The following is a 21,987-nucleotide window of genomic DNA, read 5'->3' on the forward strand; positions in this document are numbered from 1 at the left end:
CACAGAGATGCCAAACGACATCTACACCAACATGGTCCAGCCGCCAGGCGCGGCGTACCGCAGCAGCCAGATCGAGCCGTGGAGCCACTACCGCGAGCCGATCGACGAAAGCCGCCCCCTGCATGGCCAGTCGCGCCGCTGGGGCGACGCATCGCCGGAAGTGCAGTCGCGCGTCATCGACTCGCTGATCGAGTCCTCTCGCGAGGCCGGCCTCACCCCGCGTGAAACCGCGTACGTGCTGGCCATTGCCCGCGTGGAATCCGGCTTCAATCCGGACGCCGCCGCTGGCACCACCTCGGCCTCGGGCCTGGGCCAGTTCATCGACCGCACCGGCAAGCACTACGGCCTGAACAACGCCAACCGTTTCGACGTGGACGCGCAGTCCGACGCACTGGTGGCGCACTTCGTCGACAACCGCAACCTGGCGCGTGACCGCGGCCAGGGCGAAGACTACATCTACAAGTACCACCACGACGGCCCGACCAGGGACTACGGCGGCCTCGGCCTGTCGCAGCGCAAGGTGGCGCCGCACCTGGATGAGTACGAGCAGTTCGTAAACCAGCGGCTGGGCCAGACCCAGGACCAGGCTCCGACGCAGCAGCAACAGGAAGCACCGGTTGCCGCCGCAGCGGCCGTTGCAGCGGTTGGCGCTACCAGCCAAACGCGCTCCTACGAACACACCATGCAGGTGATGCTGCCGCCGCAGAACGGGGTGAAGCCGCACATCACGGGCCACTTCGGTGAGCACCGCGGCGAGAAGGCGCACGGTGGCAGCGATTTCAACTACGTGGGCGGCCAGACCGGCCGCAACCTGCAGCACCCGACCATCCACGCACCGATTGCCGGCACCGTGACGTCGGTAGGTGGAAGGTACGGCACCGTGATGATCCAGGACGCGGACGGCATCTCGCACCAGATCCTGCACATGCAGAGCACCCAGGTGAAGGTGGGCCAGCACGTGGAGCCGGGCGATCCGATCGGCACCATGGGCGGCCGTGGCCCGCAGGGCGCGAACCAGTACGCCCAGCACGTGCACTACCAGATGAAGGACGCCTCCGGAAAGCTGATCAACCCGGAAAGCTACTGGAACAAGGGCGTGCAGCAGGAAGCGGGCAAGCACGACCACGACCATGCCCCGGCCGGCACCCTGCGCAAGGGCGACCGCAGCGACGAGGTGACCGAGCTGCAGCAGGCGCTGAACCGCCAGGGCGTGCGTGATGCCAACGGCAACCGCCTTGCCGAAGACGGCAAGTTCGGCGACAACACCCGCGAAGCAGTGCTGGCCTTCCAGAAGCAGCAGGGCCTGAAGGACGACGGCGTAGTCGGCCGCGAGACGTCCGCCAAGCTGGCCGCCACCCAGGTCCAGGCAGCGGAGACCCGCAGTTCCACCGGCCCGCAGCTCGGCGACAAGGCGCACCCGGACACGGCGCTGCACACTGCCATCCGCAGCCAGTTGCCGGCAGCGATCTCCAACGAAGCGGCCGCCAACGTGACCCTGCAGGCCAAGCAGGCCGGCATCGACTCGGCAGAGAAGCTGCAGAGTGTGAGCGTGCAGGACGGCAAGGCCTTCGTGATGGGAACCACGCCGGGCTACCGCGCGGCGGTGGACCTGAGCCAGGCGCCTCCGCTGGAGCAGACCAACGCGCAGCTGCTGGGCAACAGCGAGACGCAGCAGCGCCAGGTGCAGGAAGAGCAGCAGAAGGTGGCGATGGGGCGCTAAGCCAGCATCACCCTACGCTTGAGGCGTGTGTAGTGATGGAGCCAGCCGGGGCAACCCGGCTGGCTCCTTTTTGTTCCCGTGGTCGGCTGCCTTAAACTACGGCGCTGGGCGGTGCCCGGGTATCGGTAGTGAACAAGGTCGAACGAATTGGATAGTGGGCAGCGCCCGGCGGCGATTGAACTGGTGGCCATCGACATGGATGGCACCCTGCTGGATCCCGCACATCGCCTTACCCCACGGGTGAAGCAGGCCATCGCACGCGCCCGGGAGCAGGGCGTCCGGATCGTGCTGACCAGCGGCAGACCCGTTTCCGGGCTGGCGCCGTTCCTGGACGAGCTGAGTATCGATGGTTCCGATGACTACTGCATCGCCTGCAACGGTGGCCTGGTCACGCGCGTTGCCACCGGCGAAGTGGTGGTGGAGTACCCGCTGAGCTTTGATGATTTCCTGTTCTGCGAGCAGGTTGCGCGCGAGATGGGCGTGCACTTCCAGGCACTGGACGGCGAGCGCCTGTACACGCCCAACCGCGACATCAGCATCTACACCGTGGCCGACTCCCATCTTTCCCGCGTGCCGCTCTCGTACCGGAGCGTGGCTGAGATGGACCCGGAGATGTCCTTCATCAAACTGATGATGGTGGACGAGCCGCAGGTGTTGGACGCGGTCATTCCGCGCCTGCCTGCCGCATTGACCGAACGCTTCGCGGTGCTCAAGAGCGCCGCGTTCTTCCTGGAGGTCTTCGATCACCGCGCGGGCAAGGGCCCCAGCCTGCAGAAGCTGGCCGAACACCTGGGTATCGACCGCAGCCAGGTGATGGCCATCGGCGACCAGGAAAACGACCTGACCATGCTGCAGTACGCAGGCACCAGCGTGGCCATGGGCAATGCCGTCGACATCGTCAAGGCGACAGCGCTGCACCAGACATCAACCAACGCAGACGACGGCGTCGCCATGGCACTTGAGCGATTCGTTCTCCGGTAGGGTCGATTCCCAAACGGCCGCACGTAACGATGATCAATGCTTAACGCATTGACCCAAAACGGAGCGACGCCTCCGCATTACGCCTGCCTGCCACCATTCCGCTGCGCAACATATGCCTCCCACAGCGCGGCCAGGTCATTCCCGGTGCGCTGCTTCCACAACGCCGGTGTGTAAATGCCCTTGCGCAGCGCCCCATCCAGCGCTTCGACCAATCCCGGATGCTCGGCCTCGCTCCACTTCAGGAACGCGCCGGTGACCCGGTAACCCGTATCCACCTTGTGCTCGGCCTTGACCTGCGCCGGCAGCGCCCACCCGCCGGCAGCGTTGTCCACGCCGTAGACATCGCGGGCGTAATCGGCAATGCCCTCCACCAGCCATGAAGGCGCCTGCTCGCTGGCGTAGCCCGGGTAGCCCTGCACGATATGCATCGCTTCATGGGTGACCAGGTCGGTGTCGTTGGGATGCTTCTCCAACCAGCGCGGGTTGATGGTGATGGTGGCGGCCTTCTCCTTCTCGCCGACATAGGCAACACCGTCGTAGGACGGGTCCATGACGATGCGCACGCTGGAAGGCGCGGCCGGGTGGAAATCGGCGCGCTCGCGCGGGTAGGCGGAGAAGAAGGTGGCGATGATGCGGTCGCGCACATCCGCCTTCGTTGAACCGCTCGGGTCCTGGTAAGTCAGCGTGACCCCGTCGCGGGTCTGCGTGATGTCCGCAGCATGGGCTGCGGGGAAGGCGAGGACGGCGGCAACGGCAGGAACGATCAGGCAACGGCGCAAACGCATGGACGGCACTCCGGGACGTGACGGGGAAACGCCTGGCGACCACAGCGAAACAATGCTGCAGTGCGGCGCGAGGAACGGGTTGTCGGCGGCTTCCGAGGCCGACAAGCGCGCTGATCCTGCATCACCCAACGCAGTGCCCGCAAGTGCCATTTCGTTCGATCTAATCCGGCAAAAATAGTTTCATTGCAAATTATTGACAATCCATTTGGATCGATCTAGAAAAGTCGCTCCCCACGCTTCACGGAATCCCCTCATACCCAACCCTCCTGCGCCGGTCCGGCGCCGGGAGACCTTGTACTGGAGAGCTGCAGAATGAAGCGCACGTTGCTGTCGTTGCTGGTGTCGTCCGTACTGATGTCCCCCCTGGCCGCCCAGGCACAGACCGCCCCGCCCGAAGAAAAGGGCGCCGAGCCGGCCACGCGCCAGCTCGATGCGGTGAATGTCACCGGCTCGCTGATTCCCCGCGCACAGATCGAAGGCCCGTCGCCGGTGACCACCATCACTGCCGAAGAGATCGAGGCCCAAGGCTTCACCACTGTGTTCGACGCGCTGCGCTCGCTGCCGGTGGCCAATGGCTCGGTGCAGGACTCGCAGGGCACCGGCTTCTACACGCCGGGCGCAAAAACGGTCAGCCTGTTCGGCCTGGATCCGAGCTACACGCTCACGCTGCTCAACGGGCGCCCGCTCAACAGCTATCCGCTGGCCTACAACGGCAATACCAGCATCGTGGACATCGCCAACATTCCGCTCGGCATGGTCGAACGCATCGACGTGCTCACGGGTGGGCAGTCGTCCGTCTACGGCTCGTCAGCCGTAGCGGGCGTGATCAACATCGTGCTGAAGGACAAGGTGGAGGGCGCGCATTTCCGCTACCGCGCGGGCGGCTACAGCGACGGTGGCGGCTCCAGCCAGCGTTTCATCTTCAGCAACGGCCATACCTTCGGCAACCTGGACCTCAGCTACGGGCTCGAATACACGAAGCAGAAGCCGATCTTCGCGTCCGACCGCAGCTACATCGACAGCGTCAATGACAGCCCGACCGGCCCACAGGATCCGTCGCGTACGTTCCTGCGCATGCAGATGTCGCCCAACGGCTACATCGACCCGGGCCAGGCCACGTGCGAGCCGCTGACCTATCTGTTCGGTGGCAGCACCAGCTACGCACACCGCAACGCGGCCGGTACCGGCTACTACTGCGGCAGCCCGAACAACATCGGCACGGCCACGCTCTACAACAAGAGCGAGGACGTGAACGCGACCACCTTCCTGCGCTACCACCTCAGCGAAACCACCGAGCTGTACTCGGACATCCTCTTCAGCTACGGCCGGCCCACCTACTCGGGCGGCAGCCCGTTCTGGAACAAGACCTTCTACAACCAGACCAGCGGCAACTACGAGCAGTGGCAGCGCATCTATGCGCCGGAAGAAGTGGGCATGGACGCGAAGGACCAGCGCGTCTATACCCGCTCGTGGAACATCACCGCAGGTGCGCGCGGCGGACTCGGCGATACCGGGTTCGACTACGACGTGTACGTGAACCGCTCCAGCACCGACGTGACCCGCAAGTCGACCGACTTCCTGGCACGCGGCGGCATCGATGACTACTATCTTGGCCCGCAGCTGGGAATGGTCAACGGCTACGAGTCCTACGCGCCGAACCTCGGCGTGCTGTACCAGCCGCTGACCCGCGGCCAGTACGATCAGTTCAGTGGCACCAACCGTGCCGAATCCAACGCCTCGCGTACCGGTGTGACCGCGCTGGTGACCAATACCTCGCTGTTCGACCTGCCTGCCGGCGACGTCGGCTTTGCGATGATCCTGCAGGGCACCCGCGAGAAGTTCTTCAACCAGTCGGCCGACCCCAATGCGGCCACGCTGTTCCGCGGCCAGACCGCAGGCACCTCGGCCGAGGGTCAGCGCGACCTGTACGCGATCGGCGCCGAACTGCAGGTGCCAATCTTCGACACCTTCAGTGCCAACCTGTCCGGGCGATATGACAAGTACTCGCTGCAGGGCGGTGGCGGCAACGGCAAGGCGACCTGGAAGCTGGGCTTGGAGTACCGCCCCATCGACTCGCTGTTGCTGCGTGGCAGCTACGCAACTGCGTTCCGTTCGCCGGACATGTTCTATCTGTACTCGCGCGAGAGCAGCGGCTACACCACCAACGTGGACACCTTCCTGTGCCGCCAGGCGGGCTATACCTCCGAGAACTTCGACGAGTGCCCGCAGTCGTCGCTCTCGGTGCTGTCCTCCAGTACCGGCAACCGTGACCTGAAGGACATCACGGCGGAAACGTTCACCTACGGCTTCGTCTGGTCGGCATTGGACAATGCACTGAACCTGTCGGTGGACTACAACTCGGTGAAGATCGAGAACGAGGTGTCCATCCTCGGTACCGACAGCATCCTCACCTCCGAAGCCAACTGCCGACTGGGAACATCGGAGAACGGCGACGTCAACTTCGACATCAACTCGCCGACCTGCCGCCAGATCCTGGCCCAGGTACAACGCCTGCCGGCCACCGATCCGATCAACCCGAACGGCGTGTCCAAGGTGTTCTCCTACCCGATCAACCTGGCCAAGCAGCGCCAGACCGGCATCCAGGCGTCGGCCGACTACAAGTGGAGCGCGGGGCGTGCGGGCGACTTCGGCGTGAACGCGGGCTACTACCGGTCGCTGAAGCACGAACTGCAGCAGCAGGAAGGCGACCCGGTCTACGACATGCTGTGCTGCGCGAACTCCAACGAGCTGCATTACCGCGCGACGTTCGGTGCAAACTGGAACATCGGTGCGTTCAGCACCAACGTGTATGGCATCCGCAACGCACCGACCTGGAACGCCATCGGCGAAGAGCGCAACATTGGTCCGTGGACGACCTGGAATGCCACGGTCAACTACCGCATCAACAAGCTGGCCAGCGTAATGTTGACTGCCAACAACCTGACCAACGAACGACCGCCGGTGGATCGCACCAACGGCAACTGGCCGTACTACGACCAGGGCGTGTACAACGCATTTGGCCGCTCGATGTTCGTGGAGCTGTCGCTGGACTTCCAGTAATGGATCGACGGGATGGCCGCTTGTGCGGCCATCCCGGCTTCATCCAGTTCCGCCTCGATCCACCTGCCTGTACCCAATCGCCTCAGCCACGTGCTCGGTAGCAACTCGTTCGCTGTGCGCCAGATCCGCCAACGTTCTAGCTACACGCAGAATGCGATGCATCGAGCGGGCAGAAAGTTGCAGCTGCTCGACCGCTGATTCCAGCAGGGTCTGATCGTCAGGCTCCAGTCGGCAGTGGAGGTCCAGCTCCGTGGGTAGCAGCTGGGCATTTGGCTTGCCGCTGCGCTCCAGCTGTATCGCGCGCGCGGCCACAACGCGTGCGCGGACGGTGGCACTGTCTTCCCCACAGGGCGCGCCGCTTCGCAGCTCCCTCGGTTCCAGGCGTGGCACCTGCACGTGCAGGTCGATACGGTCGAGCAGCGGGCCGGACACGCGACCGCGATACCGCTGGATGGCTTCACCGCTGCAGCGGCAGCGACCGCTGCGGTCGCCTGCCCAGCCGCACGGGCAGGGGTTCATTGCGGCCACCAGCTGGAAGCGGGAGGGGAACTGGTCGGTGCGCGCCGCACGCGCCACCATCACCGTGCCGGACTCCAGCGGTTCGCGCAGTACTTCAAGGCTATGCCGACTCCACTCGGGCAGTTCGTCCAGGAACAGCACGCCGTTGTGGGCCAGCGAGATCTCACCCGGTCGTGGGTGCGTGCCCCCACCGACCAGGGATACCGCGCTGGCGGTGTGGTGCGGAGCACGATAAGGACGGTGCCGCCAGCGCGCTGCATCGATGCCGACGCCGCTGCAGGAGGCGATGGTGGCCGTTTCCAGCGCCTCGGCTTCTGTCGCATCGGGCAGGATGCCGGGCAGGCGCGACGCCAGCAGGGTCTTGCCGCAGCCCGGCGTGCCCAGCAACAGCAGGTGGTGGCCGCCGGCCGCTGCCACTTCCAGGGCGCGACGCGCCTGCAGCTGGCCGCGTACGTCGCGCAGGTCGGCGACCGCCAACGGCGTGACAGGCGCCGGCACGGCAGGGGGCAACGATCGGCTGGCCAGCGAGGCACACACTTCCAGCAGGGTTCGGGCCACCCGCACGTCGGCGTGCTGGGCCAGCGCTGCCTCCTCGCCATTGCCGGCTGCCAGAATCAGCGTGCGACCCTGCTGGGCGGCGGCAATGGCAGCGGGCAGGGCGCCGTCCACACCGCGCAGTTCGCCGGTGAGGGCCAGCTCGCCAAGGAATTCGTAGGTGTCCAGCAGGTGCCGGTCGATCTGGTCGCTGGCCGCCAGGATGCCGAGCGCAATGGCCAGGTCGAAACGCCCACCCTCCTTGGGCAGGTCGGCCGGCGCCAGGTTGATCAGGATGCGCTGCTGCGGGTAATCGAAGCGCGCGCACAGCAGCGCAGCGCGCACCCGGTCGCGCGATTCACGCACGGCGGCTTCGGGCAGGCCGACCATGGTGGTATGCGGCAGACCGCCGCTCAACATCACTTCTATGCGTACCGCCGGCGCAGCGATGCCCACGCGCGCGCGGCTGTGCACCAGTGCAAGGCTCATGCAGGTTCCCGTGTTGGCTCAACAACCTGCAAGGTTGCCCGGGGATGCTCCGGAAGGCTGTCGGGTGGAGCCGCGCGGGCAGATGAGGAGAAGCCGCAGCGCTACCTCGGCGGCGACCCTCAACCGAGGATCAGGGCGCCGGACGCTCCGGAGCGGCAGCGCCAGCCTCCAGTGCCGCCACGGTCTTCTCCAGCGCTTCCAGCTTCTCGCGGGTGCGCAGCAGCACCGCGCGCTGGACGTCGAACTCTTCGCGCGTCACCAGGTCCAGCTTGCCCAGCCCAGCCTGCAGGGCGCTCTTGAAGGTGGCCTGCAGCTCTTCGCGGGATTGACGCAGGCCCGGCGGGACCATGTCGCTCAGGCGGCGTGCAAGGTCGTCGAGCTGGTTGAGGTCAATCATGGTGTTCTCTGCGGGTGGGGCTGGCCAGGTACTAGGATAGCGTTATCCTTGCGCCGCAGATCAAAGGAGCCGATAGATGAAGATGGTCATGGCGGTGGTCAAACCGTTCAAACTCGACGATGTGCGCGAGGCGCTGGCCGAACGCGGTGTCACCGGGATCACGGTCACCGAGGTCAAGGGCTTCGGCCGGCAGAAAGGGCATACCGAGCTGTACCGGGGCGCCGAGTACGTGGTCGACTTCCTGCCGAAGGTGAAGATCGAGGTGGCGGTAACCGACGAGCAGGTCGAGGAGGTGGTGGAAGCCATCGTCAAGGCGGCCGGCACCGGCAAGATCGGCGACGGCAAGGTGTTCGTGTACGACCTGGGCAGCGTGGTGCGCATCCGCACCGGTGAGTTGGACGCCGACGCGTTGTAGGCGATTACGCCTTGAACCACCGATAGAACCGCTTCCAGGCCACCCGCACGCCGGATACCCAGCGCGGGTCGGCCACCTGGGCCGCTTCGGCGGCGCTGGGGCGGGCGCCGGTCAGGCGCTGGCGCATCTTCAGCAGGTTCTTCATGTCGCTACGGCGCAGCTGACGGGATACCGGGTGCACTGGCAGCCAGCGTGGGCTGCGCCAGGCCGAAGTGAAGTCCACCAGCACCGGGACGCCGCCGCTCACCATCACATTGGTGCCGTGCAGGTCGTTGTGGGTGATGCCGGCCGCGTGCAGGCGGGTAAGCGCGTACTGCAGCTGCTCGAACACCTCGATACCGACCGACTGGGCCGCGCTCAGGGTCTGGCCAGGAATGAATTCCATGCCCAGGGCCAGGCCACCAATGGTGCCAAGGAGTGCAGGGGCGTGCTTCCAGCCGCTGAGCCGCTGCAGGATGCGGGCTTCGCGGCGGACCAGCAGGCGGGCAACCGGTGAGAGCGGGGTGCCGCGGTAACGGGTGTAGTCCTTGACCACCGCCGGCTGCCCATTCAGGCAGGTGCGGTAGACATCGGGTTCCAGCAGGCGTTCGCCGCGCTTGAGCAGCTCGGCGGGGGCGGTGTCGTCGACACACGCAGCAACGGGGGTATTCATGACGTTCCAAGGCGACCCGGCGGTCGGCGCAAAGCGTCAGGCGTACCGGTGCTACTGAAGGGGGAGGGATGAAGGTTTCGTTAATTTTAGTACTCGGGAGTACACGAAACCAGTGTTTGTCGGAAAAATGTCATAACCGGGGGTGGAACAGAGCGTCGCGCGTCTGAATGTCACGGCGGGACTGGCTTGACCCGGGGCGGGCTGGCCCGGACCATAGCGTGATTGAAAGCGCCCGCGCGGCAGTCCCGCACCTGACGGCACGTCTCCGTCGCGCCAGGCTCTCCCCCCTTACACCTTCGGGTTCCGGCAGCGGCCGGTGGATGCTTGATGATCAAGATTATTGTGGTGGCCCTGTTCGTGGCCTGCGTGCTGTACGTGCACTACCGCGGCAAGGTCCGGGCACGCTGGTCGCGCCAGTTGCTCGACCATTCCAGCTTCATGGCGCCGATCAACGTGATCATGTACCTGTTCTCCAAGGTACCGACCACGCCGTTCCTGGATCCCGGCAAGGAGTTCCCGCAGCTGGAACCGCTGCGGGCGAACTGGAAGATGATCCGCGATGAGGCGCTGGCGCTGCGCGATGCGGAGAAGATCGCCGCCTCCAGCTCGTACAACGACGCCGGCTTCAATTCGTTCTTCCGCCGTGGCTGGAAGCGCTTCTACCTGAAGTGGTACGGCCCGTCGCACCCGTCGGCGAAGGCGATGTGCCCGAAGACCACGGCGTTGCTGGAGTCGCTGCCGGACGTGCGCGCGGCGATGTTCGCGCAGCTGCCGTCGGGCAGCGAACTGCGTCCGCACCGCGATCCGTTCGCCGGTTCGTTGCGCCTGCACCTGGGCCTGGCCACGCCGAACAACGACGGCTGCTACATCGAAGTGGACGGCATCAAGAAGAGCTGGCGCGATGGCGAGTGGATGATGTTCGACGAGACCTACATCCACCACGCGCACAACGAGACGCCCGATGACCGCGTGATCCTGTTCTGCGACATCGCCCGCCCGCTGCGCTTCGGCCTGCCGGGCCTGTTCAATCGTGCGGTGGCGGCCACGCTGCTGGCCGGCGGTGCATCGCCGAACCTGCCGGGTGACCCGACCGGTGGCGTCAACAAGGCGTTTGGCAGTGTCTACAAGGTGCGCCTGAAGGCCAAGGCACTGCGCGAGCGCAGCGTGGTGGCCTACCAGCTGATCAAGTGGGGCCTGGTGGTGGCGGTGATTGCCGGTATCTGGGCGCTCTGAGCGAACCGCGGCCGGACTTGGCCCGGCGCTACCGGATTCCGCGGGGTATGTTGTAGAGCCGAGCCTATGCTCGGCTTGGTCTACCGCAACCTGTCCGAAGAGCAGCCGAGCATGGCTCGGCTCTACAGAAAGCAAAAACCCGCGCTGTCGCCAGCGCGGGTTTTTGTTTGGATCAACCCTTCAGTGCCGCCTGCACGAACGGCGGGGTCACCAGCACGCCGGTGTGCAGCGCGGCGGTGTAGTACAGGGTGTTGAAGGTCTTGGCGGCCGAGTCGGCCTGGCGGAAGTCGAAGCTGCTGTCGCCCTTGCGCGCCATGGTCACGCTCCACCAGCCGGTGGGGTAGCACGGCTGCGGGAACGGCAGGGTCTTGAACGAACCGAAGCCGGCCTTGCCCATCTCGGCGCGCATTTCGTTGATCAGATCCAGCTGCATCAGGGGCGACTCGGACTGCTGCACCAGGATGCCGTCGTCCTTCAGGGCCTTGAAGCAGCTCTCGTAGAAGGCCTTGTTGAACAGGCCTTCACCCGGGCCGACCGGGTCGGTCGAGTCGACGATCACCACGTCCACGCTGCCGGCCGGGCAATTGGCCATGTAGGCCACGCCGTCGTCGAACAGCAGCTCGGCGCGGGCGTCATCGTTGGAGTCGCACAGTTCCGGGAAGTGCTTGCGCGCCATCACGGTGACCTGCTCGTCGATATCGCACTGGGTCACGCTCTCCACGCCGGTGTGCTTGAGCACTTCGCGCAGGGTGCCGCAGTCGCCGCCGCCGATGATCACCACGCGCTTGGGCGCGGCGTGGGTGAACAGCACCGGGTGGCTGATCATCTCGTGGTAGAAGAAGTTGTCCTTGCTGGTCAGCATGATGGCCCCGTCGATGGTCATCAGGTTGCCCCAGTCGGTGGTCTGGAAGATCTCGATCTTCTGGAACGGCGACTGCACCTCGTCCAGCTTGCCGGTGATGCGGTAGCCGATGGCCGAGCCGGTGCGCTCGAAGTGTTCGATGTACCAGTTGTTGCTGTCAGTCATTGGAAAACAGTCCTGTTCGGAGGGGTGGAGCCGGGCTGGCGGGCGGGGCCGCGTGGCACAGATGCCACATCCGGACGGATCGGCCCGTTCAGGTTGAAACCTGTCACGGGCGCGGGCGCGCATGATAACGAACCTGTGGGCATATAGGCGTTATCATGCCCCCCCTTTTATTGCCAACAAGGCCGACTGAAATGACCGATTGGTCCCTCGACCAAGCCCGCAAGACCTACTCGATCCCGCATTGGGCGGACGGTTACTTCGATGTGGATCAGGCCGGGCACATGGTGGTGAGACCGACCGGGGCGGACGGCCCGGTGGTGTCGCTGCCCAAGGTGGTCGATGCGGCGCGTGCGGCGGGCGCCAAGCTGCCGCTGCTGGTGCGCTTCCCGGACATCCTCGGCCAGCGCCTGGGCAAGCTGCAGGCGGCCTTCGGCCAGGCCCAGCAGGACTGGGAATACAGCGGCGGCTACACCGCCGTGTACCCGATCAAGGTCAACCAGACCCGCGGCGTGGCCGGTACCCTGGCCAGCCACCACGGCGAAGGCTTCGGCCTGGAAGCGGGCAGCAAGCCGGAGCTGATGGCCGTGCTGGCGCTGTCGCGCCCGGGGGGCCTGATCGTCTGCAACGGTTACAAGGACCGCGAGTACATCCGCCTGGCCCTGATCGGCCGCAAGCTGGGCCTGCAGACCTTCATCGTCATCGAGAAGCCGTCCGAGCTGAAGCTGGTGCTGGAAGAGTCCAAGGCGCTGGACGTGAAGCCGGGCCTGGGCGTGCGCATGCGCCTGGCCTCGCTGGGCGCCGGCAAGTGGCAGAACAGCGGTGGCGACAAGGCCAAGTTCGGCCTGTCGCCGCGCCAGCTGCTGGACCTGTGGAAGTCGCTGCGTGACACCGAGTACGCCGACTGCCTGAACCTGCTGCACTTCCATATGGGCTCGCAGATCTCCAACGTGCGCGACATCGCCAACGGCATGCGCGAAGCCACCCGCTACTTCGTGGAGCTGTCGCGCCTGGGCGCGAAGATCACCCACGTCGACGTGGGCGGTGGCCTGGGTGTGGACTATGAAGGCACCCGTTCGCGCAGCTTCTGCTCGATCAACTACGGCCTGCATTCCTACGCCAGCAACATCGTGCAGCCGCTGGCCAATGCCTGCGAAGAGTTCGGCCTGACCCCGCCGCGCATCGTGACCGAGTGCGGCCGCGCGATGACCGCGCACCACGCGGTGCTGATCGCCAACGTGTCGGAAGTGGAAGAGGCGCAGGAAGGCCGCGTGCCGGACCAGCACGACGACGAGCCGGCGGCGATCCGCCACCTGCGCGAGATCCACGACGAACTGGACGTGCGCCCGGCGGTGGAGCTGTTCCAGGAAGCGCAGCATTTCCATGCCGAAGGCCTGGCCAGCTATGCGCTGGGCCAGATCGACCTGCCGCAGCGTGCGCGCATCGACGACCTGTTCTACGCCATCGCCCATGCGGTGCGGGCGCGCCTGAGCTACGACGAAAAGAGCCATCGGCCGGCACTGGACGAGTTGAACGAGCGCCTGGTGGACAAGTACTTCGTCAACTTCAGTGTGTTCGAGTCGATCCCGGATGCGTGGGCGATCGACCAGGTGTTCCCGATCGTGCCGATCGAACGCTTGAACGAAGTGCCGGAGCGTCGCGGCATCATCGCCGACATGACCTGCGATTCGGACGGCATGGTGAAGACCTATGTCGAGAACGAGAGCCTGGACACCTCACTGCCGCTGCACGCGGTGCGCCCGGGCGAAAGCTATCGCATCGCGTTCTTCATGGTCGGTGCGTACCAGGAGATCCTGGGCGACATCCACAACCTGTTCGGCGACACCGACGCGGTGGAAGTGCGGGCCGAGGCCGATGGCTATGCCATCACCCAGCAGCGTCGGGGCGACACCACCGACGTGATGCTGGACTACGTGGGCTACAGCCTGGCCGATCTGCGTGCCAGCTACGCCGAACGCGTGGCCGCAGCGAAGCTGTCGCCGGAGCGCGCGCAGGAGCTGTCCGATGCGCTTGAGGCGGGGCTGACCGGTTACACCTACCTGTCTGACGAGCCGCTGGTCTGAGCAGTCGCGCCATCTTCCATCTGTTCCTGCACGCCGCCATACCGGCGTTGCTGGCGTGGATGTTCTGGCGCAAGCGCTTCCTGTCGGCATGGGTGCTGATGCTGCTGGGCTGGATCATCGACCTGGACCACCTCCTGGCCGATCCGATCTATGCGCCGAACCGGTGCAGCATCGGCTTCCATCCGTTGCACACCGCGCCGGCGATCGCGGTGTATGCGGGGCTATGCATTCCGAAGAAGACGCGGTTGTTCGGGATCGGGCTGATGATCCACATCGTGCTGGATGCGATTGATTGCTGGCTCATGCACGCGGGATCAGCCCGCGGGTAACACCAGCTCCGCGCGCAGCCCCGGCGTGCCATTCCGCAACACCAATCCGCCGCCGTAACTCTCGGCGATATCCGCCACGATCGCCAACCCCAGGCCGCTGCCCGGCGCGCGCTGGTCCAGTCGCACGCCGCGGCCGAGCACCCGCTCCAGGTCGTCTTCGGGCAAGCCGCCGCCGTCATCGCTGACGGTGATCTGCAGCCGCTTGTCGGCCAATACCACGCCCACCTCCACCCGCTGCGCCGCCCATTTGCCTGCGTTGTCCAGCAGGTTGCCCAGCATCTCTTCCAGGTCCTCGCGCGCGCCTGCGAATACGCCGGGTGCGTCGGTGGCGCAGACGAATGCGACGTCGCGCTGGCCATGCACCCGCTGCATCAGCCCGCACAGCGCGCTGACCACCGGCGCCACCGGCGTGCGCTGCTGATGGTCGGCGGCCACGCCTACCGCCAGGTAGCGGTCGATACTGGCCTGCATGCGTGCGGTCTCGCTGCGCAGGGTCTGTCGCCAGTCGGTCCCGGCGCCTGCGGCTTCGGTAGAGAGCACGGTCAACGGCGTCTTCAACGCGTGTGCCAGGTCTTCGGCACTGCGTCGCGCGCGCAGCACCATGCGGCCGTGGTGGTCGAGCAATGCGTTGAGCTCGGCGGCCAACGGAGCTGCTTCGCGTACCAGGCCCTGCTGCGGAAAGCGCACGTCTTCGCCGTTGCGCACCTGCTCGGCAATGCGCCCGAGTTGCTTCAGTGGCCGCAGCCCGTAATGCACCTGGGCAACGAGGACCGCAAACCACAGGGCGATCAGCACCATCAGCGCCAGCGCGGTACGTTGCCGGAACACGGTGACCTGGGCATCCAGCTGGCTGCGGTCGGTGGCCACGATCACCCGCAGCGGCATGGCCGCACGTGGCAGGGTGACCTGCTGTGCCAACGCCCGCAGCGGCTGCTGCAGCGGGCCGCTGGTATCGAATGCGTGGGCCGGGCCGGTACGCAGCGTCGCCGGGGCAGGCAGCGTTTCGTCCCACAGTGAGCGCGACTGGCCCAGCGGCTGGCCCTGCGCGTCCAGCAGCTGCCAATACGCACCGGAGAACACACGCTGGTAGCGCTCGCCGCGCAGCTCGTCGCGCACCTGCACGGCACCCTGCGCATCCACCTCCAGCAGGGCCAGTACCGCGATCAGGTCATTGTTGAGCTGCTGGTCCAGGGTGGCCTGCGCGGAGCGCTCGTACATCGCGCCCAGCCACCAGGTGGCCAGCGCCGAAACCAGCACCATGCCCAGTCCACCGGCCAGCAGCAGGCGGCTGCGCAGCGAACGGGTGTTCATGGTTGCGCCGACAGGCGGAAACCCTGGCCGCGATGGGTATGGATGAGGGTGCTGCCGAGTTTGCGGCGGATGCGGCCGATCAGCACGTCCAGGGTGTTGGAGTCGGGATCGAAGCCGGATTCGTAGACATGCTCGCCCAGCCGCGAACGGCTGATCACCACGTCCGGGTGGTGCATGAAGTAACTCAGGATCCGGTGTTCCTGCGGGCTCAAGGGCAGCAGCACGCCGTCCAGCTCGAAGCGGCCGGCGTTGACGTCAAGCCGCAGCGGGCCGCACTGCAGGCGCGGGCTGGCATGGCCGGCGCTGCGCCGGATCAATGCGCGCAGCCGCAGCAGCAGCTCCTCGGGCTGGAACGGTTTGGTCAGGAAATCATCGGCACCGGCGTCGAAACCGGCCAGCTTGTCGTGCCAGCGCGTGCGCGCGGTCAGCACCAGCACCGGAAAATCGCGCCCGGCCTGGCGCCAGCGCTCGATCACGCTCAGGCCATCCAGCCCCGGCAGACCGAGGTCCACCACTGCGGCGGCGATGTCCTCCACCTGGCCCTGGTACTCGGCGTCCACGCCCTCGCTGCTGTGCACCACCACGTACCCGGCGTCCTCCAGCAGAAGCTGCAGCTGGCTGGCGAGCAGGGCATCGTCCTCGGCAAGCAGGAGTCGCATCAGTCCTCTTCCATCTTGAGCAGGCGGCCGCTGGTCGCATCATAGTCCAGCTCCATCACCACGCCATTGGGACCGAGGATCTCGATCTCATACTCGCCGTCGTCAAGCTCCACTTCCAGCAGTTGCCCCGGATAGCGGCGCAGGGCGTCGCGCACCACGGTTTCCAGCGGGACGTAACGGCCCTGTTTGACCGCCTGGCGCACCGCGTCCTGCTGGCGTGCGCCGCCATCCAGCACCCGCATCGGGTCCTGGGTCGAGGCGGTCAACAGCAGGGGCAGCAGCAGCGACAGGGTATTCATGGCCATACGGTATACGCGGGGCCTTTAAACGGGGCCTAACAGTGGGCCTCATGCTGCGCTTAAGGGCGCTTGCCAGACTGGCGGCGCCGGGATGATCCGGTCACTTTCCAGGAACACCCCCATGAACAAGCTGATCCTTGCCGCGGCGCTGGCGGCCACCTTCACCACCGCCCCAGCCCTTGCCGCTTCCCTGAACGCTGCCGAGGTGCAGGCCAAGCTGAGCGCCGCCGGCTACACCCAGGTCATGGAGCTCGAGCGCGACGACGGCGTATGGGAGGCCGATGTCATCCGCGCTGACGGCCGCCTGGCCGAGGTGATCGTCGACCCGGCCACCGGCGAGATCTTCGATCCGCTCAGCGGCCGCCCGATGCTGGAGGCGGGGCAGATCCTGTCCCTGGCCGGCAAGGCCGGACTGACGAAGATCGAATCGCTGGAACGCGACGGCGCCACCTGGACCCTGGAAGCGCGCAATGCCCGCAACCAGCGCGTGGACGTGCGCATGAGCGGCCACGACGGGCGGATCATTTCCACCGAGCGCGACAACTGGTGGGACTGAGCTGGCTTACCAGCCGACCGGCGGCGGGCCGCCCCAGAAGCCGGGGCCGTAGCCGCCGTAACCCGCCCCATACGGTCCATAGAAGCCAGGGCCCTTGCCCTCGCTGATCTGGATGTTGAGGTTCATGTTGCGGGTCTTGCCTTCGTCGTTGGTGTAATTCTTGTTGAGGTTCAACTCGGCGGCGTTGTAGTGCGTGTTGCCGAAGTTCTTGGCATAGCCGATGCCCGTGGTGATGCTGCCGTTGACCCGCAGCTTGTCGTCGACCACGTCGGCGATGCGGTTGCCGGCGGCATCGCGCTGGACCGCACGGCGGCCGCTCTTGTCGCCATAGAAGGTGCCCGGCGGGTCGCCCCGCAGGCTGGGGTCGTTCAGGTACTGCAGCGGCTGCTGCGGCAGCGACAGGTCGAGGTCGGTGGCCGACTGCGGGCCGGTGGCACCGGCAGCGGACTGCGCCAGCACGACGCCGGGGGCCAGCAGCAACAGCAGCAGGGAAAGCGGGCGGATCATGGTGGGCTCCGGGGCAAGGCAAGGCGGCCGACAGCGCTGACGCTAGCAGCCGTTGCTTGAATGATGCCTGTCATTGCGCCGTTTGGGTCAGCGCTCCAGCCGCTCGAACCCGAACAGCGCGGCCAGCGGGTGGCGCCGGCGCTCGATCCGCGCCCGCAGCAGCTCGGCACCGATCATCGAATAGGTGATGCCGTTGCCGCCGTAGGCCATGGCGAACAGCACCCGTGGTCCCCACTGCGCGTGCGGGCCGAAGAACGGGAGCCCGTCTTCGGTCTCGGCGAAGGTGCCGGCCCAGGAAAACGCGGGTTGCAGCGGCAGATGCGGGAACAGCTTGCCGACCTGCTTGAGCAGGGTGCCGGTCTTGCCGGCCACGCGGCGATCGCGCCGGGCCGGGATGTCCACCGCGTCGTCTTCGCCGCCAACCAGCAACCGGTGGTCGCCGGTGCTGCGCATGTACAGATAGGGTCGCGCCGACTCCCACACCATGGTGTCGGCCAGGGGGCCGAGCAGGCCCGGATCGATCGGGTCGGTGATGAAGGCGTAACTGCTGCGGTTGCGCGCCACCTTCTGCTTCAGCCAGCGCTGCCCGGCATACCCGGTGGCCAGCACCACGTGCCGGCTGCGGATGCGTACCCCCTCCGGCGTGGTGGCGGTGACGCCGCGCGCGGTGGGCTCCAGGCCGTGCAGTACGGTGCGGTCGTGCACTGCGCAGCCGGCCTTGGCCAGGCGCATAAGCAGGCGGTAGGTGAGCTGGTACGGGTCGACCCGCGCCGCCAGTGCGCTGAGGATCGCGCCGGGTGCGGGTATGCCGTACCCGGCATGCACCGCGTCCGCGTCCAGCCAGTGCACATCGAAGCCGTGCTTCCGGCGCAGGGCGTATTCGTCCTGCAGGACGGGTCCGTGCCGCCGCTTGCTGGCGTAGTAAAGGCTCTGCATGGGGTGGCAATCCACGCCGCGGAAGCCGGCCGCCACCGCACGCAGCGCAGGGATCGCCTCGGCGCAGGCGCGGTAAGCCGTTACCGCATCCGCTTCACCGAACCGCTTGGCCAGGTCGATCAGATGCGTGTCGATCTCATACTGCAGCAAGGCGGTACTTGCGGCAGTGCTGCCCCAGCCGATGTCGCGCTGCTCGACGAGCACCACGTCATGGCCATGCGCACACAGCTCATTGGCGATCAGCGCGCCGCTGATGCCGCCGCCCACCACCAGCACGTCGCAGCTGCGGTCGTCGCGCAGCGGCGGGAAGGCATGCATCAGGCCGTTGCTGACCGCCCAGAACGGATAGCCGCTTTTGAGGTCCATGTGCGATCAGGCAGTGGGGTGGCCGGTATGCGGGGTGCGGATGAGTGGGGTCAGGTCGAAGCCCTGCAGGCGCGCCACTTCCAGGTAGTGCTCGGCCGTGGTGGTGTCCAGCGTGGGCTGGCGTGCCAGCAACCACAGGTACTTCCGGTCCGGGCTGCCGACCAGGGCGACGCTGTAATCCGGGGCGACCTGGATCACCCAGTAGTCGCCCTTGGTGAAGGGAATCCAGCGCAGGCCGGCGGGCAGGAAGCTCACCTCCAGGCGCGCCGGGTCGTCGCCCACAGGGGTGGCTTCGCCCTCGGCTTCTTCGACCTTGTCGCCGATACGGCAGCGATTGCGCACGGCCACATGGCCGTTGTCCTTCAGTGCGTAGTGGGCGGTGACATCGGTGCAGTCTTCCGGCTCATGCGACATCGGCAGCCGGGCGAGCTCGTACCAGGTGCCGACGTAGCGCGGCAGCTGCAGGTTGGCAACGGTTTTCAGTTCGGGGTGGGTAGTCATCACAGGCTCCGCAATGGACGTGGACGCCACGATGCCGGGGCTTCCGCCATGGCCGGGTGAAGCCTGAACGATGCGATTTAGCCACGCATACCCGGCGTGAACAGGGCTCGGTTTATAGTCTCGACAGGCGCGGTGGTCCGCGTGAACTCCAGGTGCAGGTTTGTCTTTCCGTCCCCGTAATTCCCTGCTGCGGCCGCTGGCCGTGATGCTGCTGAGTGTCTGGCTGTGCATGGCCCCCGGGGCCTGGGCGCAGGCCACCGACGATCCCACCGCGCAGCCCAAGGCGCAGCTGTCCCAGGCCGGCAAGGAACTGGACGCGATCCGTGACGCGCTGGCCGACGCCGAAACCCGTGAGACGCTGAGCTCGCTGTTCGACCGCGCCATGAAAGTGCAGCGCGATGCCGACGCCGCGCAGGGGGCACTGCAACCGGAACTGGACCAGCTCGACAACCGCTTGACCCAGCTCGGCACCGTGCCTGAAGGCACCGTGGAGGCGCGGGAGTTGGCGCAGCAGCGCAAAGGGCTGAACCAGCAGCGTGCCGACATCGCATCGGCGATCGCCCGCGCCAAGCTGCTCGCAGTGGACGCCAAGCAGCTGGGGGCGGACATCGAGAAGATGCGCGTCACCCAGTTCAGCGAAGAGCTCGCCCGCAAGGTGAATTCGCCGCTGTCGCCGACGCTGTGGAGGCAGTTTGCCAAGGACGTGCCGGCCGACATGCAGCGCCTGGGCGCGTTGTACCGGCAGGGCGAAAGCACTGCGCGCAAGGCGATTGCCCAGCATGGATGGACCGCACCGCTGACCGGCCTGGTGCTCGCACTGCTGATGTTCTTCCCGCTGCGGCTGTGGCTGCGCGCGGCGGGCCGCCGCTACGCGGCGTCCGAGCGCGCCCCGGACGGACGCCTGCGTCGCTCCGGGCTGGCGGTGTGGCTGCTGGCGGTGGGCACGATGCTGCCCGGCCTGGCCGGCGTGGTGCTGGTGGGGTCGCTGGATGCGATAGGCGCGATTCCCCCGCGGCTGCAGAACGTGGCCCTGATGCTGCAGGTGGCCACCTTCATCGCGGCTTTCATCACCGCGTTGAGCGCTTCGCTGCTGGTTCCCAAGCGCCCGTCGTGGCGCCTGCTCAACCTGGATGACGCCGCCGCCTGGCGCCTGCGCAAGTACGCGTGGGGCGCAGCAGGACTGACCTGGATCAGCATCGTGCTGGTGGCACTGAATCGCGCTGCACGCACCAGCACCATCACCACGGTGGCGGTGGATGGCCTGATCGCGATTACCTACATGGCGCTGATCATCGCCATTCTGGTGTCGCTGGCGCGCCTGCATCGCCGCCAGACCGATGAGGCCGAAGCCAAGCTGGAAGCGCAGGCGCAGGCCGACGCCAAGGCCAAGCCCAAGCCCAAGGGTCCGCCGCGCCGCAGTGGCTGGATCGTGGTGGCGAGGCTGGCCGGGCACGTGGTGGTGGCGGCGGCGGTGATCGCCACCCTGCTGGGCTATCTCAACCTGGCGCTGTTCGTGGGCCAGCAGCTGATCTGGGGTGCGGTGGTGCTGATGGCCGCCTCGCTGCTGATGAAGTTTGCCGACGACCTCGCTACCTGGCTGTTGTGTCCGACCAGCAGCGTCGGCCGCACCGTGCTGCTGACCACCGGGTTGAGCGAATCGCGCATCGTGCAGGCCGGCGTACTGCTGTCGGCGGCGCTGCGTATCGGTGTGATCCTGCTGGCAGTGATCGCGCTGACTGCGCCGTTCGGCAATGTGAGTGCTTTGTACGGTGGCCTGGATACGTTGTCCAAGGGAATCAGCCTCGGCGACAACATCACCGTCAAGCCCAGCAACATCCTCTATGCGGTGCTCGCCTTCCTGCTGGTGTGGGGGGTGATGCAGGCATTCCAGCGCTGGCTGAGCGACACGTATCTGCCCAAGACCGAACTCGACGCCGGTGCGCGCAATTCGATCAGCACCGTCACCCGCTACCTGGGCATCATCGCGGCGGTGCTGTGGGCGCTGACCGCGCTGGGGATCGGCTTCGAACGGCTGGCGCTGGTGGTCAGCGCGCTTTCGGTGGGTATTGGTTTCGGCCTGCAGGCGATCACCCAGAACTTCGTGTCGGGCCTGATCCTGCTGGCCGAGCGGCCGGTGAAGATCGGTGACTGGGTCAAGCTGGGCGACCAGGAGGGCGACATCAAGCGCATCAATGTGCGCTCGACCGAAATCCAGGTTGGCGACAAGTCCACTCTGATCGTGCCGAACTCCGAGCTCATCACCAAGACCGTGCGCAACATGACCATGGGCAATGCGCAGGGCCGGATCCAGATCCAGTTCACCGTGCCGCTCAGTACCGATGTGGCGCTGGTGCGACAGATCCTGCTCGATGCGTATACCGACCATGTGGGCGTGCTGGCCGACCCGGCGCCGTCGGTGTTCATCGATTCGATCGCCAACGGCCAGGTGGCGATCAACAGCTTCGCCTACACCTCCGGCCCGCGTGCGGTGTATGGGGTGCGCAGCGACCTGTACTTCACCATGCTGCAGAAGTTCGCGGCGGCCGGGATCGCGTTGTCGGCACCGACCGACATCCATCTGGTGCGCGATCCGTCGCTGCCGCCGGACACGCCCTGAGCGCGCCGGCGGC

At 66.4% G+C, this 21,987-nt stretch carries 20 protein-coding genes; 9 read left to right on the forward strand and 11 right to left on the reverse strand.

Annotated features, from left to right (window positions below; all coding sequences use genetic code 11):
• The first annotated feature begins 7 nt into the window (after positions 1-7).
• Entirely contained in the window at positions 8-1,720 is a 1,713-nt protein-coding gene (locus tag RYM47_RS00925) for a peptidoglycan-binding protein (protein WP_315385445.1), read from the forward strand.
• Positions 1,721-1,867: 147 nt separating this feature from the next.
• Positions 1,868-2,701: a sugar-phosphatase gene (gene yidA / locus RYM47_RS00930; protein ID WP_315385446.1), complete on the forward strand. Its 834-nt coding sequence runs from the start codon at positions 1,868-1,870 to the stop codon at positions 2,699-2,701.
• Between the two features lie 77 nt (positions 2,702-2,778).
• On the opposite strand, the gene RYM47_RS00935 is transcribed toward yidA, so the two are convergent.
• Positions 2,779-3,486 carry a basic secretory protein-like protein gene (locus RYM47_RS00935; RefSeq protein WP_315385447.1) on the reverse strand — a complete coding sequence of 236 codons (708 nt, stop codon included), beginning with the start codon at positions 3,484-3,486 and terminating at the stop codon, positions 2,779-2,781.
• Positions 3,487-3,798: 312 nt separating this feature from the next.
• On the opposite strand from RYM47_RS00935, the gene RYM47_RS00940 reads away from it, so the two are divergent.
• Complete coding sequence (locus RYM47_RS00940) at positions 3,799-6,546, forward strand: TonB-dependent receptor (protein ID WP_315385448.1); 2,748 nt, start codon at positions 3,799-3,801, stop codon at positions 6,544-6,546.
• A 39-nt stretch (positions 6,547-6,585) separates the two neighbouring features.
• On the opposite strand, the gene RYM47_RS00945 is transcribed toward RYM47_RS00940, so the two are convergent.
• Positions 6,586-8,088 (reverse strand): YifB family Mg chelatase-like AAA ATPase, encoded by a 1,503-nt coding sequence (locus RYM47_RS00945; protein WP_315385450.1) that lies wholly within the window; start codon positions 8,086-8,088, stop codon positions 6,586-6,588.
• Between the two features lie 130 nt (positions 8,089-8,218).
• The gene (locus RYM47_RS00950; protein WP_070207080.1) at positions 8,219-8,485 is read right to left on the reverse strand and encodes an accessory factor UbiK family protein; all 267 of its coding nucleotides are present in this window, start codon (positions 8,483-8,485) and stop codon (positions 8,219-8,221) included.
• 76 nt (positions 8,486-8,561) lie between these two features.
• Here RYM47_RS00950 and RYM47_RS00955 point away from each other — a divergent pair, with 76 nt between their 5' ends.
• Positions 8,562-8,900 carry a P-II family nitrogen regulator gene (locus tag RYM47_RS00955; protein ID WP_070207081.1) on the forward strand — a complete coding sequence of 113 codons (339 nt, stop codon included), beginning with the start codon at positions 8,562-8,564 and terminating at the stop codon, positions 8,898-8,900.
• A 4-nt stretch (positions 8,901-8,904) separates the two neighbouring features.
• On the opposite strand, the gene RYM47_RS00960 is transcribed toward RYM47_RS00955, so the two are convergent.
• Complete coding sequence (locus tag RYM47_RS00960) at positions 8,905-9,552, reverse strand: RIO1 family regulatory kinase/ATPase (protein WP_315385451.1); 648 nt, start codon at positions 9,550-9,552, stop codon at positions 8,905-8,907.
• Positions 9,553-9,879: 327 nt separating this feature from the next.
• Here RYM47_RS00960 and RYM47_RS00965 point away from each other — a divergent pair, with 327 nt between their 5' ends.
• On the forward strand, positions 9,880-10,785 hold the full coding sequence (locus tag RYM47_RS00965; protein WP_315385452.1) for an aspartyl/asparaginyl beta-hydroxylase domain-containing protein: 906 nt from the start codon (positions 9,880-9,882) through the stop codon (positions 10,783-10,785).
• A gap of 172 nt (positions 10,786-10,957) precedes the next feature.
• On the opposite strand, the gene speE is transcribed toward RYM47_RS00965, so the two are convergent.
• A complete protein-coding gene (gene speE, locus RYM47_RS00970) occupies positions 10,958-11,812 on the reverse strand; it encodes a polyamine aminopropyltransferase (protein ID WP_315385453.1) in 855 nt (284 codons plus the stop codon).
• A gap of 191 nt (positions 11,813-12,003) precedes the next feature.
• Here speE and speA point away from each other — a divergent pair, with 191 nt between their 5' ends.
• Together speA and RYM47_RS00980 are read left to right on the forward strand one after the other, a co-directional pair.
• Positions 12,004-13,893, forward strand: a complete 1,890-nt coding sequence (speA, locus tag RYM47_RS00975; RefSeq protein ID WP_315385454.1) for an arginine decarboxylase — start codon at positions 12,004-12,006, stop codon at positions 13,891-13,893.
• Entirely contained in the window at positions 13,890-14,222 is a 333-nt protein-coding gene (locus tag RYM47_RS00980; RefSeq protein ID WP_315385594.1) for a DUF6122 family protein, read from the forward strand. The genes speA and RYM47_RS00980 overlap by 4 nt, the downstream gene beginning before the upstream one ends.
• On the opposite strand, the gene RYM47_RS00985 is transcribed toward RYM47_RS00980, so the two are convergent.
• The 3 genes from RYM47_RS00985 to RYM47_RS00995 are packed head-to-tail and all read right to left on the reverse strand — an operon-like array spanning position 14,208 to position 16,434.
• Complete coding sequence (locus RYM47_RS00985; RefSeq protein ID WP_315385455.1) at positions 14,208-15,533, reverse strand: sensor histidine kinase; 1,326 nt, start codon at positions 15,531-15,533, stop codon at positions 14,208-14,210. The genes RYM47_RS00980 and RYM47_RS00985 overlap by 15 nt on opposite strands.
• The gene (locus RYM47_RS00990) at positions 15,530-16,192 is read right to left on the reverse strand and encodes a response regulator transcription factor (RefSeq protein WP_315385457.1); all 663 of its coding nucleotides are present in this window, start codon (positions 16,190-16,192) and stop codon (positions 15,530-15,532) included. The genes RYM47_RS00985 and RYM47_RS00990 overlap by 4 nt, the downstream gene beginning before the upstream one ends.
• Complete coding sequence (locus RYM47_RS00995) at positions 16,192-16,434, reverse strand: PepSY domain-containing protein (protein ID WP_070207103.1); 243 nt, start codon at positions 16,432-16,434, stop codon at positions 16,192-16,194. Before RYM47_RS00995 ends, RYM47_RS00990 begins: the two co-directional genes overlap by 1 nt.
• 178 nt (positions 16,435-16,612) lie before the next feature.
• Here RYM47_RS00995 and RYM47_RS01000 point away from each other — a divergent pair, with 178 nt between their 5' ends.
• Positions 16,613-17,047 carry a PepSY domain-containing protein gene (locus RYM47_RS01000; RefSeq protein WP_315385458.1) on the forward strand — a complete coding sequence of 145 codons (435 nt, stop codon included), beginning with the start codon at positions 16,613-16,615 and terminating at the stop codon, positions 17,045-17,047.
• A gap of 6 nt (positions 17,048-17,053) precedes the next feature.
• Here RYM47_RS01000 and RYM47_RS01005 read toward each other — a convergent pair whose 3' ends face one another.
• The 3 genes from RYM47_RS01005 to RYM47_RS01015 form a co-directional block, all read right to left on the reverse strand.
• Positions 17,054-17,554 (reverse strand): hypothetical protein, encoded by a 501-nt coding sequence (locus RYM47_RS01005; protein WP_315385459.1) that lies wholly within the window; start codon positions 17,552-17,554, stop codon positions 17,054-17,056.
• Between the two features lie 87 nt (positions 17,555-17,641).
• A complete protein-coding gene (locus tag RYM47_RS01010; RefSeq protein WP_315385460.1) occupies positions 17,642-18,856 on the reverse strand; it encodes an FAD-dependent oxidoreductase in 1,215 nt (404 codons plus the stop codon).
• Between the two features lie 6 nt (positions 18,857-18,862).
• Positions 18,863-19,357, reverse strand: a complete 495-nt coding sequence (locus tag RYM47_RS01015) for a lipocalin family protein (protein ID WP_315385461.1) — start codon at positions 19,355-19,357, stop codon at positions 18,863-18,865.
• A 205-nt stretch (positions 19,358-19,562) separates the two neighbouring features.
• Here RYM47_RS01015 and RYM47_RS01020 point away from each other — a divergent pair, with 205 nt between their 5' ends.
• A complete protein-coding gene (locus RYM47_RS01020) occupies positions 19,563-21,974 on the forward strand; it encodes a DUF3772 domain-containing protein (RefSeq protein ID WP_315385596.1) in 2,412 nt (803 codons plus the stop codon).
• Positions 21,975-21,987 lie beyond the last annotated feature (13 nt).

The organism is uncultured Stenotrophomonas sp., from assembly GCF_963519125.1.
Classification (GTDB): Bacteria; Pseudomonadota; Gammaproteobacteria; order Xanthomonadales; family Xanthomonadaceae; genus Stenotrophomonas.

Excerpts from the sequence above, each read along its gene's own strand:
- RYM47_RS00925 (WP_315385445.1), top strand. The coding sequence starts at position 8 with ATGCCAAACGACATCTACACCAACATGGTCCAGCCGCCAGGCGCGGCG.
- RYM47_RS00935 (WP_315385447.1), bottom strand. The coding sequence starts at position 3,486 with ATGCGTTTGCGCCGTTGCCTGATCGTTCCTGCCGTTGCCGCCGTCCTC.
- RYM47_RS00940 (WP_315385448.1), top strand. The coding sequence starts at position 3,799 with ATGAAGCGCACGTTGCTGTCGTTGCTGGTGTCGTCCGTACTGATGTCC.
- RYM47_RS00945 (WP_315385450.1), bottom strand. The coding sequence starts at position 8,088 with ATGAGCCTTGCACTGGTGCACAGCCGCGCGCGCGTGGGCATCGCTGCG.
- RYM47_RS00950 (WP_070207080.1), bottom strand. The coding sequence starts at position 8,485 with ATGATTGACCTCAACCAGCTCGACGACCTTGCACGCCGCCTGAGCGAC.
- RYM47_RS00955 (WP_070207081.1), top strand. The coding sequence starts at position 8,562 with ATGAAGATGGTCATGGCGGTGGTCAAACCGTTCAAACTCGACGATGTG.
- RYM47_RS00960 (WP_315385451.1), bottom strand. The coding sequence starts at position 9,552 with ATGAATACCCCCGTTGCTGCGTGTGTCGACGACACCGCCCCCGCCGAG.
- RYM47_RS00965 (WP_315385452.1), top strand. The coding sequence starts at position 9,880 with ATGATCAAGATTATTGTGGTGGCCCTGTTCGTGGCCTGCGTGCTGTAC.
- speE (WP_315385453.1), bottom strand. The coding sequence starts at position 11,812 with ATGACTGACAGCAACAACTGGTACATCGAACACTTCGAGCGCACCGGC.
- speA (WP_315385454.1), top strand. The coding sequence starts at position 12,004 with ATGACCGATTGGTCCCTCGACCAAGCCCGCAAGACCTACTCGATCCCG.
- RYM47_RS00985 (WP_315385455.1), bottom strand. The coding sequence starts at position 15,533 with ATGAACACCCGTTCGCTGCGCAGCCGCCTGCTGCTGGCCGGTGGACTG.
- RYM47_RS00990 (WP_315385457.1), bottom strand. The coding sequence starts at position 16,192 with ATGCGACTCCTGCTTGCCGAGGACGATGCCCTGCTCGCCAGCCAGCTG.
- RYM47_RS00995 (WP_070207103.1), bottom strand. The coding sequence starts at position 16,434 with ATGCGGGTGCTGGATGGCGGCGCACGCCAGCAGGACGCGGTGCGCCAG.
- RYM47_RS01000 (WP_315385458.1), top strand. The coding sequence starts at position 16,613 with ATGAACAAGCTGATCCTTGCCGCGGCGCTGGCGGCCACCTTCACCACC.
- RYM47_RS01005 (WP_315385459.1), bottom strand. The coding sequence starts at position 17,554 with ATGATCCGCCCGCTTTCCCTGCTGCTGTTGCTGCTGGCCCCCGGCGTC.
- RYM47_RS01010 (WP_315385460.1), bottom strand. The coding sequence starts at position 18,856 with ATGGACCTCAAAAGCGGCTATCCGTTCTGGGCGGTCAGCAACGGCCTG.
- RYM47_RS01015 (WP_315385461.1), bottom strand. The coding sequence starts at position 19,357 with ATGACTACCCACCCCGAACTGAAAACCGTTGCCAACCTGCAGCTGCCG.
- RYM47_RS01020 (WP_315385596.1), top strand. The coding sequence starts at position 19,563 with ATGCTGCTGAGTGTCTGGCTGTGCATGGCCCCCGGGGCCTGGGCGCAG.